The following is a 14,647-nucleotide window of genomic DNA, read 5'->3' on the forward strand; positions in this document are numbered from 1 at the left end:
CCTGACCTCACGGGACGAGGACGACCTTGCCGACGGTCCCGCGGTCGGCGAGCTGGGCCAGCGCCTGCGGCGCCTGCTCCAGCGGGAAGGTCTCGCTGATCATCGGGTCGACCAGCCCGTCCTCGACCAGCTTGACCAGCTCCTGGTGGACCGTGGCGATCAGCGCGGGTTCCTTCGTGCGGTAGAGCCCCCAGTGCAGGCCCACGACGCTGTAGTTCTTCACCAGCGCGTGGTTGGCCGGGGCCTCGGGGATCCGGCCGCTGGTGAACCCGACCACGACCAGCCGGCCCTCGAAGGCGATGCACTTGCGGCTGCGGTCGAACACGTCGCCGCCGACCGGGTCGTAGATGACGTCGGCCCCGTGCCCGCCGGTGACCTCCTTGACGACCGGGACGAAGTCCTCGCTGGTGTAGTCGACGACGTGGTCGGCGCCCAGTTCCCGGCAGACCTCGACCTTGTGCGGGCCGCCGGCGGTGGCGATGACACGGGCTCCGGCGGCCTTGCCGAGCTGGATCGCCGCCGAGCCGACGCCCCCGGCGCCGGCGTGCACGAGCAGCCACTCCCCCGGCTGCAGGTGCGCCCGGCGGTGCAGGCCGACGTGGCCGGTCTGGTAGGTCAGGTACAGCGACGCGGCCTTCTCGTCGCTCATCCTCTCGGGCACCGGCCAGGCGCCGGCGGCGTCCATGAGCGCGTACTCCGCGAACGCGCCGGGGCCGCCCGACGGCGCGCCGATCACCCGCTGCCCGGTGCCGACGATCTCGCCGCACAGCTCGCTGCCCGGGGTGAAGGGCAGGGGCGGCCGCTCCTGGTACCGGCCCTGGATCATCAGCCCGTCGAAGAAGTTCAGGGCCGCCGCCCGCACCTTGACCAGCACCTGCCCGTCGCCGGGCGTGGGCCGCTCGACCTCCTCGAGCTTCATGACCGTCGAGGGATCGCCCAGTTCGTGGACCCGCCATGCGCGCATGCCCGCGACCCTGCCAGATGCCGGTGACCGCGGTCACCGGCGCGAGGTGCGCGGGTGCCTCGCGACCGGCCGTGTCCGATCGCGGGCCGGCGCCGGCCGTGGCAGGGTCGGCCCGTGGTCGCCCCGTTCGCACGGTGACCGGGAAGGACCGGATGAGACAGCAGCTGCGCGACCGGGGTCAGTTCCTCCGGGCGTTCCTCACCAACCCGCGCCAGGTCGGCGCGGTCCTGCCCACTTCCCGCCGGGCGGTGCGCGAGATGCTCGATCTGGCCGACATCCCCGCGGCCGAGCTCGTGGTCGAGCTGGGCGCGGGAACGGGCGTGTCGACCGGCGAGATCCTCGACCGGCTGGGCCCGGACGGCCGGCTGGTCGCGGTCGAGGTCGATCCGCAGCTGGCCGAGCTGCTCACGGCCCGGTTCGCCGACCCGCGGCTGCAGGTGGTGTGCGATTCGGCCGAGAACCTGGACCTGCACCTGGGCGGCAAGCGGGCCGACGTCCTCGTCTCCGCCCTGCCCTACACCTCGCTGGAGGCCGGGCTGCGGCGGCGCATCCTGGACCTGCTGCCCGCCGCCCTCGCCCCGCGGGGCGTCCTGCTGGTCATCCAGTACTCGCCGTTGATGCTCCCCGAGCTGCGCCGCCGCTTCGCATCGGTGCGTCAGCGGATCTGCCCGTGGAACGTGCCGCCGGCCTTCCTGTTCGCCTGCCGGCTGGACTCGGGCGGCTAGCGCATCGACGGCGGCCGCAGCGCCTCGGGGACGACGGCGGTCTCGCCGGTGGCCGTCCGGGCGCTCGGCACGCCCTTGAACCGGTAGGGCACCGCGCCGATCCCCGGCTGGACGATGTAGGCCGCGCCGGGCTCGCCGGAGGCCCAGGCGGCGACCATCGCGTCGGCCACCTCCTCGGCGGTGAGCACGGGGAACCCGGCCTTCTCGAACTCCCCGCGGATCGGGTCGATGATCGCGGTGTCGGCGAAGCCCGGGCAGATCGCCGTGACGGTGATGTCCTCACCGGCCAGCCGCGGCGCCATCGAGCGCACGAACGCGACGGCGCCGCCCTTGGCCACGCTGTAGCCGGGGTCGGTGGCCATCGGCGAGAGCCCGGCCAGGGAGGCGGTGACCACGATCGACCCGCCGCCGGCCCGCCGCAGCGCGGGCAGCGCCGCCTCGGTGCCGTAGACGACGCCGAACAGGTCGACCTCCACGACGCGGAGGAACTCGTCGACGTCGAGGGTCTCCCGGCTGCCCCCGGCGATGCCGGCGTTGAGGAACACCGCGTCCAGCCGGCCGTGCTCGGCCTCGACCTGCTCGACGACGGCCCGGTTCGCCGCCCGGTCGGTGACGTCGAGGGCGACGAAGGGTGCGCCGAGCTCGGCGGCCACCTGCCGGTTGCGCTCGCTGTCGAGGTCGGCGAGGACGACGGTGACGCCGAGCGCCCGCAGCTTCGCGGTGAGGGCGCGGCCGAACCCGCCGGCCCCTCCCGTGACGAGCGCGACGGAGCCGGGGCCGGGAGTGGTGTCGGTCACCGTCGCATCACATCACGCGGTGCCGGCGTCGGGCCGCTCCCGCCCCGCACCCGGACTGCCGCGATCGTCACGCTCCGGAGGCGGCACGCCGTCGTCCCCGGGGTGCCGCCCCACATCGTCGAGAGGGCGGGCCTGGCCGGGGGCTCAGGCGGCGCGGAGGAAGCGGTCGAGCACCCGGATGCCGAAGCGCAGCGACTCGACCGGCACCCGCTCGTCGATCCCGTGGAAGAGCGAGGCGAAGTCCAGGTCGGGCGGCAGCCGCAGCGGGGAGAAGCCGAAGCAGCGCATGCCCAGGCGCTCGAAGCTCTTGGCGTCGGTGCCGCCGCTCATCGTGAAGGGCACCGGGCGGGCGCCGTCGTCCTCGGCCTTGAGGGCGGCGACCATGTGGTCGACCAGCGGGCCGTCGAACGTCGTCTCCACGGCCTGGTCGTGGACGATCCACTCGCGCTGCACGCCCTCGCCGATCAGGGCGGCCAGCTGCCGCTCGAACTCCTCTTCCTGGCCGTAGAGGAAGCGGCCGTCGACGGTGGCCGACGCGGTGCCGGGGATGACGTTGGCCTTGTATCCGGCCTGGAGCATCGTCGGGTTGACCGTGTTGCGCAGCGCCGCGCCGATCATCCGGCTGATGCTGCCCAGCCGGGCCAGCGCCTCCTCGGGCTCGTCGGGGTCGATCTCGATGCCGTAGGCCTCCTCGACCGCGGCGAGGAACTGCCGCATCGGCGGGGTGAGGACGGTGGGCAGCCGGTGCGAGCCGAGCCGGGCGACCGCCTGGCAGAGCCGGGTGACGGCGTTGTCGTCGTGGACGAAGGAGCCGTGGCCGGGCCTGCCGGTCGCGGTCAGGCGCATCCAGGCCAGGCCCTTCTCGGCGGTCTGCACCAGGTAGAGGCGCAGGTCGTCGCGGACGGTGATGGAGAAGCCGCCGACCTCGCTGATCGCCTCGGTGCAGCCCTCGAACAGGTCGGGGTGCTCCTCGACGAGGAAGCGCGCGCCGAGCCGGCCGCCGGCCTCCTCGTCGGCGACGAAGGCCAGCACGATGTCCCGGGGCGGCTTCGTCCCGGTCCGGGCCCAGTCCCGGACCAGCGCCAGGACCATCGCGTCCATGTCCTTCATGTCGACCGCGCCGCGGCCCCAGACGTACCCGTCGCGCTCCTCGCCGGAGAAGGGGTGCACGCTCCACTCGGCCGGGTCGGCGGGGACGACGTCCAGGTGCCCGTGGACGAGCAGGCCCGGCCGGCTGCGGTCGGCGCCCGGGATGCGGGCGACCAGGCTGGCCCGCCCCCGCTCCGACTCGTGGATCACCGAGTCGATGCCGACCTCGTCCAGCTTGCCGGCCACCCACTCGGCCGCCGTCCGCTCGCCCTTGCCGGTGGCGGTGTCCCCGGTGTTGGTGGTGTCGATGCGAATGAGGTCGGACAGCAGCTCCGCGACCTCGGCCTGGGCTCGGGCAAGGGGGGCGGGGGTCGTCTCGGACATGCCGCCGATCGTGCCACCGGGGGTGTGCGATCCCAGGCCGAGGCTCGGTTATGCTGACTCCCGGCGCTCGCGAGGGCGCCCACCTTGTCCGGGTGGCGGAATGGCAGACGCGCTAGCTTGAGGTGCTAGTGCCCTTTATCGGGCGTGGGGGTTCAAGTCCCCCCTCGGACACCACGAAGTGGGAGCTCTCCCACCTCCACCGGCCGGAAACGGCCATCTCGGAACCTGACGACACGGTTCCCCCCATCCCAGGATGCGCAAGCATTCCGGAGCCCTCAGCGGCGTTCACCGCCCAGTCCCTGGCAGCACCTGCCCCGCAGGCGGCCCTCCTGGGCGATGCCGATCAGGCGGCAGTGCGCCGACTGCTGGAAGTGACTGCCCAGCGCGGCGGTCCCGGCACCGATCCGCGCATGCCCAACGCCGCTCCCCCGCTGCACCCCGCCGTCCGTCGCCGCACCGCCGCGGCTTCCACCGCACCGGCGGCCCGGCCGGGCCTGTCGGTCGCTTCCTCGGTGACCCCCTCGTCTGCCGGTGACCCGGCGCCGGCGCTGACCGGCGTGCCGGCCTCCTGGGCCGGGCTGGGCGCGCTGCTCACCGGCGCCGGCGACCGCACGCCAGCCGACGCGTTGGCGCTGGCCTCGATCGCCGCCGGAGAGAAGCCCGCCGCCCCGCCGGTGGACCTGTCGGGCATCTGGGCTCTTCCGGCGGACATGGCCGCAGCCCGCAGCGGCCACCTGGTCCGGGCCCTCGACGTCAAGGGACGGCTGCCGCTGCCGGTCGAGGTCGCCGCCGCCACCCGGCTGCCCGCCGAGCGGGACGGCGCCGTCCTCACCGCCTTCCTGCCCGGCAGCCCCGAGCAGCCGCGGCCCAACTACGCCACGACCGCCCTGCCGCTGGACGGCCGCGGACGTCTCACGCTCAGCCCCGGAGTCCGGCGCTTGGCCGGTATCCCTGACGGCGCCGACGTGCTGGTGGTCCTCGATCCCGACCGGGGCACGGTCACCCTGACCGCGGCCAGCCGGCTGGCGGCCGAGATCACCGGCCTGATCGACGGCCTCCGCCGGCCGGCCACTGCGTCCTCCGAGGCCGTTGGGCCGACGGAGCTGCCCCTCGCCGACTCCGGCGATGACACCGACGCCACGCCGTCGGACGTCGCGCACACCGCCGAGGCGACCGCCTCCGCGGGGCGACTGCGCATCGTCCGCTGAGCGGCACCGTCCCCTGCGTCCCACGGCACGACCGGTGCCCTCACCTCACGGAGAAACCACCATGACCACCATCAACTCCCCCACCGACGGCGCCGCCGAGGGCGGCCAGCAGTACGACCAGCGCGAGGCGATGCGAGCGACCCTCATCGCCCAGGGCTACGACCCGACCGTCGTCGACAGCATGCTCGCGACTCCCCCGACGCCCGAGGAGATCTACCGCGTCCGGCAGGCGGTCGCCGAGGCGATCACCGCTATGCGCCGCGACCCGCCCCGCAGTGAGAAGACCTGGGCGCCCTACCTGCAGCTGCTCGTCGACGGGATGCCGGACATGTGCCCGTGCTCCTGCCCCGCCTGCGCGGCCGGGACCTGCCCCTGCCCAGGCGGCGCTGACGGGCACGACGAGGCCTGCGTCATGACGGACGACGAGCTGCACACCGACTGCGCCGCGCGCTACCTCGGCATCCCTGACCTGCCGGTCAACCAGGTCACCCGCAGCGTCGTCGCTGACGCAGCCTGGTGGGCCGGCCGTCGCGGGCTGAAGCGCACCGTCGCCCGCAACGTCAAGCGGGAGGCCGCCGGCCGCAACCTGCTGCACAGTGACGGCCGCGGTGCCCGCGAGCAGTTCATCCAGGCCACCCGGTGGATGTTCACCTGGATGACCGACGAGGAGAAGGTCTCGGGCAACCCGGCGAAGAAGGTCAAGCTGCCTACCCGGCAGGAGGCCGGCGCCCGGGCACTCACGGACGTGGAGTTCCTCGAGGTCTACGGCGTCGCTGTCTCCACCGGCAACGACCCCGCGCTCGATGGGCTGATCCAGCCCGAGTTCCGCGGCGATCACCTTCCAGGTCGCTCCGGCGTCACGCAACGGCTTGAACCGTCGTAGATCCATCCATGCCTCGGCGGCAGGATCATGAGCGGTCACGCTTCGGTCTGTCTGCTTGGCGGCTGACAGCCGGAGGGTGATCACCACCCAGGTGATGAGGACGACGACTCGCCGGAGCTGATGGGGATCTGCACGGGGGAGCCGCACCCTTCGATCTACGGACGCCGAGGCTGTTCTCGTTAAGCGGGCACCGGCTGAACCGGTCGCGTGCCTCCTCGATGCGGGACTCCTGCTCTGCCCCCAATGCGGGGCAGAGGACGCCGCGGTTGGGGCTCGGCAGGCGCCCGCTGGCCTCATCGACGAGGTGCCTCGCTTAGCGTTAGATGACGCCCCCGTTGGCCCGGATCACCTGACCGTTGACCCAGTGGCCGGCGGGTGAGGCGAGGAAAGCGATGACGTCCGCCACGTCCGCCGGGGTCCCGAGTCGCTCAAGGGGAGGCTCAGCAGCGAAGCGAGCCAGAAGTTCCTCGTCCTTGCCGTCGAGGAACATGTCCGTCACCGTCGGCCCGGGGGCGACGGCGTTGACCGTCACGTCACGGCCGCGCAGCTCGCGCGCGAGCACCTTGGTCAGCGCTTCCACGGCTCCCTTGGTAGCCGAGTAGGCGCCGTACCGCGGCAGCGGGCGCGCGACCACCGACGTCGACAGCAGGACCAAGGCCCCGCCGCCCCGCAGTCGCCGAGCGGCCTGTTGGGCGACTGCGAAACTCCCCCGCACGTTGGTCCGGTACAGGTTGTCGAGGTCAGCCAGCGCGAGGTCGGAAACGGGTGCGAGAGTCATGCGTCCGGCGGAGTGGACGACGACGTCGATGCCGCCGAAGGCTTCCTCGGCGGCATCGAACAGCCCGGCCACGTCGGCCTCGACGGCGACATCGGCCTGCACGGCGAGGGCACGACCTCCGGCGACGGCCACCTCCTGCGCCGCGGCCCAGGCTTGTTCCTTGCCGGCGACGTAGCCGACGACGACGGCCAGCCCGTCCGCGGCCAGCCGGCTCACCGTGGCCCGACCGATACCGCGGGAGCCTCCAGTAACCACCGCCACACGCGTGGACGTCGGCCACATGCCCGCGCCCGGTACGGCAGCGGTTGCTCGGCTCGGCGACCGAACGCCCGGGCGTCCCCGGCTCCTCACAGCGATCAGGCGTAGCAGCGCAAGGGGCCGCCGTGGAAGGTCACCATCTCGCCGAGGATGCCGAAGCTGTCCAGGGTGGCTCCGCGTTCGCGTCCGTCCAGCTCGGCATAGGCCCGATGCAGGTTGCCGACGATCCGCTCGGCGTCGAGCCACTCGGCGTACTCGCCGAGATCGGTCTGCCGGGCGGCGTCCAGCGGCGAGAGCTCAGCGGCGTGCGCGTCCGCGGCCGTCTTCTGGAGGAAGCGCAGGTATCCCTCGGTGCGGTCGAAGATCTCCGGGCCGCACACCGGCCCGTGCCCGGGGACGATGACGGCGGGGTCGAGCGCCCGCATGCGGTCGAGCGCCTCAAGGGAGCCCGCGACCGACCCCATGAGCAGGAAGGGGGTGCCACCGTTAAACACGAGGTCCCCGCTGTAGAGCACGCGCTCCTCGGGCAGCCAGGCGATGGAGTCGTTGGTGGTGTGGGCCGGGGTGCTGATGTAGCGCACCTCGACCTTCCTGTCGTCGACCCAGACGTCGACCCCGTCCGAGTAGGTGAGGAACGGCGGCGCAGGCGGGAGGGCGCCCCACTCCACCGGCTCGAACACCATGCCGTTCGGGGGCGGTTCCTGCCCGATGATCAGCTCCCGCGCGGCCTCGTGCGCGATGATCGTCGCCTCGGTGAAGTACCCGTTGCCGTGCGTGTGGTCACCGTGGTGGTGGGTGTTGAGCAGCGTGCGCACCGGTGCGCTGGTCACCGTGCCGATCGCATCGAGGATGCCGCGGGTGCGTCGTTCGGTCGAGGAGGCGTCGATGCCGAAGACGCGGTCCCGGCCGACGACGAAGCCGGTGTTGTTTATCCACCAGCTGCCGTCGGGCTGGATGTAGGCGAAGACGCCCGTGCTCACCTCCTCGACCCGGGGTGGCAGCGCCATGCCGGCCTCGATGCCGTGTGCGGACAATCGGTCCTCCTGTAGTCAGCTCCCGCGGGGTTGCCAGTTGCACCCCACGCCCGAACTTCAGCGCAACGGGCGCAGCGGCGCACCCTCGACGATCCGGGCGCGAAGGTCACCCAGCAGCTCCACGGAGAGCACCACCTCGTCACCCGGGCGCAGCCAGGGGTACTCCTCGATCCCGTGCAACACGGAGAGCTCGAGGATGCAGCCGGTGCCCACCGTGCCGCTGCCGATCACGTCGCCGGGCACCAGCCGGGTCCCCCGCGACGCGTAGGCGAGCATCTCGCCAAACGACCAGTACTGCTCGCCGAGCGTCGTCTTCGTGTACGTCCGGCCGTTGACGGTCACCCCGGCCTGCAGGTCGAAGCCGTTACCTTTCCGGTGCGGGGCCAGCTCGTCGGGGGTGACCAGCATCGGCCCCAGGGTGCTGGCGCCGTCCTTGCCCTTCGCCGGGCCCAGGCCCTGCCGCATCTCCTTCAGCTGCAGGTCGCGAGCGCTCCAGTCGCAGAAGATGAAGTAGCCGGCGATGTGCTCCTCGGCCTCGGCCGGGTCGAGGTCGGCCCCGCCGCGCCCGACCACGACGCCGAGCTCCAGCTCGTAGTCGAACCAGGTGCAGCCCGGGGAGATCGGCACGTCGTCACCGGACCCGAGCACGGCGGCCGGGTTGGTGAAGTAGAAGACCGGGTCGTGGTACCACTCCGGGTCGAGGTCGGCGTCCATGGACTTCCGGGCGTTACGCACGTGGGCCTCGAAGGCCATGAAGTCCCGGATGGACGGCGGCACCGGCACGGGTGCCCGGAGCACCGCCTCGTCCAGATCGACGACCTCGAGCGGATCGCGCCGGGCCTCCTCCGCGGCGCCCGCCATCCGCTCGCCGTCGTCCCCGAGCAGGTCGAGGAGGCGGTCAGGTGCCCGGAGCCCGTGGATCTGCCCGTCCTCGACCAGCCCGACGCGCTCGCCGCCGGCTGCGGCCGACCGGTAGGTCACCCATCGCATGTCGTTCTCCCGCCTTCCGAAGGGGCCGGGCCGTAGGGCGCGTGGCGCCCCACGGCCCGGCAGTGCACTGCTCCGGGCTAGCCGAGCAGACCCAGCTCGAGGCCGTCGATCACGTCGCCCTCGATCTGCCACGTGCTGCCGTCCCAGGTGGTCAGCTTGTAGCTGTGGATGAGCCGGCCGTCCGGCCCCGCCTCCATCTGGACATCCGGCAGGGTGGCCTGGTTCTCGGTGCTCTCCAGGTTGTCCCAGGCCTCGATCAGACCTTCCTGGGTGATGTCGTCACCCATCGACTCGAGCACCGCGACCAGGGCCTGGGCCCAGGCGTAGCCGTTGAGCACCAGCATGTCGTTCGGGCTGGCGCCGTCGCCGTACTGCTCGACGGCGTCCTGGAACGCCTGGATGCCCTCGTCGTCGGCCCACTGCTCGTCGGCCGGATCCTTGAGCCACTGCACGCTGTGCAGGCCGTCGGCGGCCGCGCCGGCGTTGGCGGTCAGCGTCTCGATGGCTGAGGCATTGGAGTAGTTGTAGATGTCCGGATCCCAGCCGATCTGGTCCATATACTGCAGCGCGCTCACACCGACCGGCCCGCCGAGGGCGGCGACGACGGTGTCCACGCCGGCGGCCTGCAGCCGGTTGATCTGCGCGGACAAGTCGGTGGCCGACGGCGGGTAGGTCTCCTCCGCGATCAGCTGGTCGGCCTGGTCGCCGAGGCCCTCGGTGAGGCCTTCGATCTGGCTGACCGTGATGTCGTTGTTGAAGCCCATGACGCCGATCTGGGCGTCGGGGTTCTGCTCGAGGATCGCGTGCGCAGTAATCGCTCCCTCGAGGCGGATGTCCGGCCACCAGGCGCGGGTGTGCGGGTGGGACTCGATCTCCGACAGCGCCGCGTTGCCGGCCATGACGAAGTGCGGCACGCCCTGGGTCTTCATGTAGTCGCGGATGGCGAGGTTGGTCCCGCCGAAGCTGACGACGGCGAAAACCCCCTCCTGCTCCACGAACTGCCGGGCGTTGCTGGCCAGCCGCGAGGGGTCGTAGCCGTCGTCGAGCGCGGTGTACTCGATCTCCCGGCCGTTGACACCGCCGTCGGCGTTGACCTGCTCGAAGTATGCCTGCGCGCCCTGCGACAGCCCGCCGTAGAGGGCCAGCCCGCCGCTGAAGGGGAAGCTGCCGCCGATCGTGATCGGCTCCCCTTCCGCGGCGTTCCCGCCGCCGCCTCCCCCGTCGGTCGGGTCCTCGCTTCCACCCCGGCATCCGCTGAGCGCCAGCGCCGTGACGACGATCGTCACGGCGGCCGCACCCAGCCGGCCGAACCTTCTCCGACTCATGGTCATCCCTTTCCGAGTCTGTCGACGACAGGGCTCTGCTCAGGCGCGACCGCCGCGCCAGGTTCTATCTCGTCCCACGGCTCGGGTGTCCGGGGAGCGCGCCGTCCGAGGAGGCGGCGGCCGAGCGCCGCGAGGCTGGGGACGATCCCGCGGGGCAGCAGGTACACCGTCAGCAGCAGGGCGATGGCGTAGATCAGTTGCGGGCCGCGCTCGCCGAAGGCGGCGGAGAAGTCGGGCACGAAGACGACGAACGCCGCCCCGAGCAGCACGCCCAGCCTGGAGCGCAGCCCGCCGACGACCGCGGCGAACAGCATCGACAGCGACAGCGTCAGCAGGAAGGTGTCGGGTGTGACGTGGCCGATGAGCAGCAGGTACAGGCCGCCTCCGAACCCGGCCATGGCCGAGCTGATGCCGAAGGCCAGCAGCTTCGAGCGGGCGAGGTCCACCCCGACGGAGGCGGCCATGTTCTCGTTGGTCCGCAGCGCCTCCAGCCCCCGCCCGAACCGGGAGTTGACCAGCCGGGTGTAGAAGGCCATCGCGATCAGCAGGCCGGCGACGCTGACCAGGTAGAGCCACTGGGCAGAGGTCAGCGCGAGGTCGAGCGGAGCCTGCGGCGGGCTGATCCCGATCCCGAACACGCCTCCGGTGAGGTCGCTGTACTTCTTCAGTAGTTCGGGGAACACCAGCGCCGCGCCCAAGGTGACCAGGCCCAGGTTGAGCCCGCCCAGCCGCAGTGCCGGGAGCCCGAGCACCAGCCCGACGAGGAAGCACAGCACGCTACCGAGCACGATCGCGACGGGGTACGGCGCGATCTCGTGGTAGACCAGCAGCACCGTGGTGTAGGCGCCCAGCCCGAACAGCGCCCCCTGCCCGGCCGAGATGAGCCCGGCCCGGCCGGTGAGCAGGTCCAGCGACAGGACCGCGATGCCGATGCAGGCCATCCGGCTGAGCCGGAACAACTCGTAGTCGGTGATGACGAAGGCGAGCAGTGCCACCAGGACCATGCCGACGACCCAGGCCAGCCGCACCGGCCAGCGGGACCGCTGCACCCCCGCGGCGACGGCGCTCACGACCGCACCGCCGCGTGCCGGCCGAACAGCCCCTGCGGCCGCAGCAGCAGGACCAGCAGGATCACCACGAGCGGGACGACGTCAGAGATGTCGCCGCTAAGGAAGGGCACGTAGGTCACCCCGAGGTTCGTGACGACGCCGATGATGATGCCGCCGACGACCGCGCCCACCCGTGAGCCGGCACCGCCGAGGGCGAAGGCGGCGAAGGCGAGCAGCAGCGACGTGGTGAACATGTCCGGCTGCAGGTTGCTCAGCGGCACGATCACCGCCCCCGCGACCGCGCCGGTGGCGGCGGCGATGCCCCAGCCCACGCCGAGCATCACGCCGGTGTTGATCGACAGGTAGTGGCTCGACGTGCGGTTCATCGCCGCCGCCCGGAGCCGCAGGCCCAGGTTGGTGAACCGGAAGAGGGCACCGACGGCGGCCGCCGTGGCGATCATCGCGATCGTCATCCCGAGCTGCTGGTAGGTGATCCGCGCGCCGAAGACGCTTATAGCACCGGAGCCGAACGGGCTCGCCACCGTCTGCCCGCTGAAGCCCCAGATCAGCCCGCTGAGAGCGTTAAAGGCCAGGAAGAGCGCGAGCGTGACGATGAGGATGGTCAGCTCGCTGGAGTTCTCCACCGGCCGGATCAGCGTGCGCTCAACGACCAGTCCGAGGACGAAGCCGATCGCGATGACAAGCACGAACCCCGCCCAGTAGGGCAGGCCGACCTGCAACAGCGTCCAGAACAGGAAGGTGGTGAAGGCGGCCATCTCGCCCTGCGCGAAGTTCATGACCCCCGTGCCCTCGAACACGACACTGAGGGCCAGGGCGAGGCCACCGAAGATCACGCCGGTCGCGATACCGGAGAGAATCTGCTGCAGGAGCAGCGTCACCGCAGCTCACCTCCGTGCGAAGCGGTCGTGGCGCCCAGGTAGGCGTGCAGCAATTCGTCGCGCTGCTGCAACTCGCTCACCGAGCCGCTGAGCACGACCCTGCCGGAGCTGAGCACGTATCCGCGGTGGGCGATGGCGAAGGCGCGGGTGAGGTTCTGCTCCGACAGCACCACCGAGATCCGGCGTTCGGCCAGTAGCCGCTCCAGCTCGTCGAACACCTCCTTGGTGACCAGCGGCGCCAGCCCCGCCGACGGCTCGTCGATCAGCAGGAGGTCGGGCCGGGCCAGCAGCGCCCGGCAGATCGCCAGCATCTGCTGCTGCCCACCGGAGAGGGCCCCCGCCGGGCGCTGTCGGAACTCGCGCAGGATGGGGAACATCTCGTATGCCTCGTCGGGCGTGGGCCGGTTCCCCCGGGCCCGGTCCCCGGCGCCCAGGCAGGCCAGCTGCAGGTTCTCGGCCACGGTCAGGTCGGTGAACGTGCCCCGTCCCTCGGGCACATGCCCGACGCCGAGCCGCGCGATCGCATACGGCTTCTTGCCGGCGGTCTCCATGCCCCGGTAGACGACCGAGCCGCGCACCCGCACGTCGCCGCAGATCGCACGCAGCAGCGTCGTCTTCCCGGCGCCGTTGGGCCCCACCAGCGCCACCACCTCGGCCTCCCCCACGGTCAGCGAGATGCCGTGCAGCGCCTCGACCGTGCCGTACGAAGCCCGCAGATCCGCAACCTCAAGCACCGGCTCACTCACCGAGGTACGCCTTGATCACTGCAGGGTCCTGGCGGACCTCCTCGGCGGCGCCGTCGGCGATGACGCCGCCGGCATCGAGGACGACGACATGTCCAGCCACCTTCATGACGAGGTCCATCGAGTGCTCCACGAGCAGGACCGTCATGTCCCGCCCCTCGGCCCAGCGCAGCAGCCGGTCGAACAGCGGGAAGGACTCCTCGTTGCCCAGCCCTGCCGCCGGCTCGTCGAGCAGCAGCAACCGCGGCGAGGGCAGCAGCGCGCGCACGATCTCGACCCGCCGTCGCTGCGCGTGTGGCAGCCCGTCGACCGGGGTTTCGGACAGGTGCGCCAGCCCGAACGTCTCCAGCAGGTCGGCTGCCTGCTCGTGGGCCTGGCGGGCCTGCCGGTTCTCCCGACCCGGCTGGAGGAACGACGCGAACGGCCCGGCCGCCCCCCGGGCGCAGTCCCCCACCACGACGTTGGCCAGCACGCTCCACCCGGCCACCAGCGCCGGCGTCTGGAACGTGCGGGCGACACCGAGCCGGGCACGCGCGGCCGACCGGGTCGTGGAGATGTCCCGCCCGTCCAGGCGGATGGTGCCCCCCGACCGGTACAGGCCGGAGATGCAGTTGAACAGGGTGGTCTTGCCGGCTCCGTTGGGCCCGATCAGCGCCGTCACGCTGCCCGGACGCACCTCGAACGAGACGTCGCGCAGCGCGTGGACCCCCCGGAAGGAGATGGAGACGTGTTCGAGACTCAGCTCGGCCCCGACGCCCAACCGGCTCGGAGCGATGGGCTGAACCATGGGGCTCCTTGCGTACTAGCGTTCCAGCTTGGAGTGACGCAGGACACATTCCCCGAGGAGCGCGGTGCCGTCAAGCCTGGCTCGACGGCGTGACGCAAGCTTGACCAGCGGCTCAGCCTCCGCCCGGGGAGACGCGCCGGGTGTCGCTATGACGAGTGCGCGGTCGCGAACCGGTCAGGCCGAGAGGTCTCCCCGGATGAGCGACACGTTGTCCAGGACGTGCTCCTCCATGCGGGCACGAGCGGCCGCGCCGTCACCGCTGACCAGCGCCTCGTAGATCGACTGATGATCGGCGTGCCGCCGCTCGAGCGCGGAACCGAGCGGGCGCGACGGTCCGGCGGTGCTTATGAGGAAGTCGCTCAGGTCCCACATGCGCAGGCTGATCTCCTCGATGATGGACCGCGCCATCCCGTGGATCACGCCGTGGAACTCCCGGTTCAGCAGCCGGTAGCCGTGCCCCCTCCGCACCTCGTCGGGTTCGACGCAGATACTGCCGATCCGCTCGTGCACCTCCTGCAGGCGCTGGAGGTCCTGCTCGGTCCGCCGGGCGGCCGGCACGCCGGCGATGCCGCCCTCGAAGGCAGCGAAGACGGCGAAGAAGTTCGAGATGTCGCAGGCGTCGTAGGTCGCCACTCGGCAGCCGACCTGCGGGACGATGACCACCAGGCCGTCGGCGTCCAGCCGGCGCAGCGCCTCCATGATCGGCTGCCAGGTCCGTCTCTCGGAGGCCGAAC

The 14,647-nt window shown here is 71.9% G+C and carries 15 protein-coding genes and 1 tRNA gene; 4 read left to right on the forward strand and 12 right to left on the reverse strand.

What is annotated here, in order from left to right; translation table 11 throughout:
• Positions 1-7: 7 nt before the first annotated feature.
• The gene (locus BMZ50_RS06335; protein WP_091322426.1) at positions 8-964 is read right to left on the reverse strand and encodes an NADPH:quinone oxidoreductase family protein; all 957 of its coding nucleotides are present in this window, start codon (positions 962-964) and stop codon (positions 8-10) included.
• Between the two features lie 152 nt (positions 965-1,116).
• Between BMZ50_RS06335 and BMZ50_RS06340 the strand changes: the two genes are divergently transcribed.
• The gene (locus tag BMZ50_RS06340) at positions 1,117-1,689 is read left to right on the forward strand and encodes a class I SAM-dependent methyltransferase (RefSeq protein ID WP_091322427.1); all 573 of its coding nucleotides are present in this window, start codon (positions 1,117-1,119) and stop codon (positions 1,687-1,689) included.
• Here BMZ50_RS06340 and BMZ50_RS06345 read toward each other — a convergent pair.
• A complete protein-coding gene (locus BMZ50_RS06345) occupies positions 1,686-2,486 on the reverse strand; it encodes an SDR family oxidoreductase (protein ID WP_091322428.1) in 801 nt (266 codons plus the stop codon). The two genes, BMZ50_RS06340 and BMZ50_RS06345, sit on opposite strands and share 4 nt — an antisense overlap.
• 144 nt (positions 2,487-2,630) lie before the next feature.
• The gene (locus tag BMZ50_RS06350) at positions 2,631-3,959 is read right to left on the reverse strand and encodes a M20/M25/M40 family metallo-hydrolase (protein WP_091322429.1); all 1,329 of its coding nucleotides are present in this window, start codon (positions 3,957-3,959) and stop codon (positions 2,631-2,633) included.
• Positions 3,960-4,045: 86 nt separating this feature from the next.
• Here BMZ50_RS06350 and BMZ50_RS06355 point away from each other — a divergent pair.
• The 3 genes from BMZ50_RS06355 (at position 4,046) to BMZ50_RS06365 (ending at position 6,050) form a co-directional block, all read left to right on the forward strand.
• A tRNA-Leu gene (locus BMZ50_RS06355) sits at positions 4,046-4,133 on the forward strand.
• Between the two features lie 197 nt (positions 4,134-4,330).
• Positions 4,331-5,167: a hypothetical protein gene (locus BMZ50_RS06360; protein ID WP_143087097.1), complete on the forward strand. Its 837-nt coding sequence runs from the start codon at positions 4,331-4,333 to the stop codon at positions 5,165-5,167.
• 61 nt (positions 5,168-5,228) lie between these two features.
• The gene (locus tag BMZ50_RS06365) at positions 5,229-6,050 is read left to right on the forward strand and encodes a hypothetical protein (protein WP_091322435.1); all 822 of its coding nucleotides are present in this window, start codon (positions 5,229-5,231) and stop codon (positions 6,048-6,050) included.
• 319 nt (positions 6,051-6,369) lie between these two features.
• On the opposite strand, the gene BMZ50_RS06370 is transcribed toward BMZ50_RS06365, so the two are convergent.
• The 9 genes from BMZ50_RS06370 to BMZ50_RS06410 form a co-directional block, all read right to left on the reverse strand.
• A complete protein-coding gene (locus tag BMZ50_RS06370; RefSeq protein ID WP_091322436.1) occupies positions 6,370-7,110 on the reverse strand; it encodes an SDR family oxidoreductase in 741 nt (246 codons plus the stop codon).
• A gap of 74 nt (positions 7,111-7,184) precedes the next feature.
• Positions 7,185-8,120, reverse strand: a complete 936-nt coding sequence (locus BMZ50_RS06375; protein ID WP_245753423.1) for an MBL fold metallo-hydrolase — start codon at positions 8,118-8,120, stop codon at positions 7,185-7,187.
• 57 nt (positions 8,121-8,177) lie between these two features.
• Positions 8,178-9,110, reverse strand: coding sequence for a fumarylacetoacetate hydrolase family protein (locus tag BMZ50_RS06380; protein ID WP_091322437.1), 933 nt, complete (start codon positions 9,108-9,110; stop codon positions 8,178-8,180).
• 77 nt (positions 9,111-9,187) lie between these two features.
• Complete coding sequence (locus tag BMZ50_RS06385) at positions 9,188-10,435, reverse strand: ABC transporter substrate-binding protein (RefSeq protein ID WP_177212671.1); 1,248 nt, start codon at positions 10,433-10,435, stop codon at positions 9,188-9,190.
• Between the two features lie 2 nt (positions 10,436-10,437).
• Entirely contained in the window at positions 10,438-11,505 is a 1,068-nt protein-coding gene (locus BMZ50_RS06390; protein WP_091322440.1) for a branched-chain amino acid ABC transporter permease, read from the reverse strand.
• On the reverse strand, positions 11,502-12,383 hold the full coding sequence (locus tag BMZ50_RS06395; protein ID WP_091322441.1) for a branched-chain amino acid ABC transporter permease: 882 nt from the start codon (positions 12,381-12,383) through the stop codon (positions 11,502-11,504). Before BMZ50_RS06395 ends, BMZ50_RS06390 begins: the two co-directional genes overlap by 4 nt.
• Positions 12,380-13,129, reverse strand: a complete 750-nt coding sequence (locus BMZ50_RS06400; RefSeq protein WP_218146126.1) for an ABC transporter ATP-binding protein — start codon at positions 13,127-13,129, stop codon at positions 12,380-12,382. Before BMZ50_RS06400 ends, BMZ50_RS06395 begins: the two co-directional genes overlap by 4 nt.
• Entirely contained in the window at positions 13,122-13,913 is a 792-nt protein-coding gene (locus BMZ50_RS06405) for an ABC transporter ATP-binding protein (RefSeq protein WP_091322738.1), read from the reverse strand. Before BMZ50_RS06405 ends, BMZ50_RS06400 begins: the two co-directional genes overlap by 8 nt.
• Before the next feature lie 174 nt (positions 13,914-14,087).
• Positions 14,088-14,612 (reverse strand): GntR family transcriptional regulator, encoded by a 525-nt coding sequence (locus BMZ50_RS06410; protein ID WP_177212672.1) that lies wholly within the window; start codon positions 14,610-14,612, stop codon positions 14,088-14,090.
• Between the last annotated feature and the right edge of the window lie 35 nt (positions 14,613-14,647).

Source organism: Geodermatophilus ruber (assembly GCF_900114385.1).
Classification (GTDB): Bacteria; Actinomycetota; Actinomycetes; order Mycobacteriales; family Geodermatophilaceae; genus Geodermatophilus; species Geodermatophilus ruber.

What these genes read in the sequence shown, in the direction of transcription:
- BMZ50_RS06335 (WP_091322426.1), bottom strand. Translation starts at nt 964, where the DNA reads ATGCGCGCATGGCGGGTCCACGAACTGGGCGATCCCTCGACGGTCATG.
- BMZ50_RS06340 (WP_091322427.1), top strand. Translation starts at nt 1,117, where the DNA reads ATGAGACAGCAGCTGCGCGACCGGGGTCAGTTCCTCCGGGCGTTCCTC.
- BMZ50_RS06350 (WP_091322429.1), bottom strand. Translation starts at nt 3,959, where the DNA reads ATGTCCGAGACGACCCCCGCCCCCCTTGCCCGAGCCCAGGCCGAGGTC.
- BMZ50_RS06365 (WP_091322435.1), top strand. Translation starts at nt 5,229, where the DNA reads ATGACCACCATCAACTCCCCCACCGACGGCGCCGCCGAGGGCGGCCAG.
- BMZ50_RS06370 (WP_091322436.1), bottom strand. Translation starts at nt 7,110, where the DNA reads ATGTGGCCGACGTCCACGCGTGTGGCGGTGGTTACTGGAGGCTCCCGC.
- BMZ50_RS06380 (WP_091322437.1), bottom strand. Translation starts at nt 9,110, where the DNA reads ATGCGATGGGTGACCTACCGGTCGGCCGCAGCCGGCGGCGAGCGCGTC.
- BMZ50_RS06385 (WP_177212671.1), bottom strand. Translation starts at nt 10,435, where the DNA reads ATGAGTCGGAGAAGGTTCGGCCGGCTGGGTGCGGCCGCCGTGACGATC.
- BMZ50_RS06405 (WP_091322738.1), bottom strand. Translation starts at nt 13,913, where the DNA reads ATGGTTCAGCCCATCGCTCCGAGCCGGTTGGGCGTCGGGGCCGAGCTG.
- BMZ50_RS06410 (WP_177212672.1), bottom strand. Translation starts at nt 14,612, where the DNA reads ATGGAGGCGCTGCGCCGGCTGGACGCCGACGGCCTGGTGGTCATCGTC.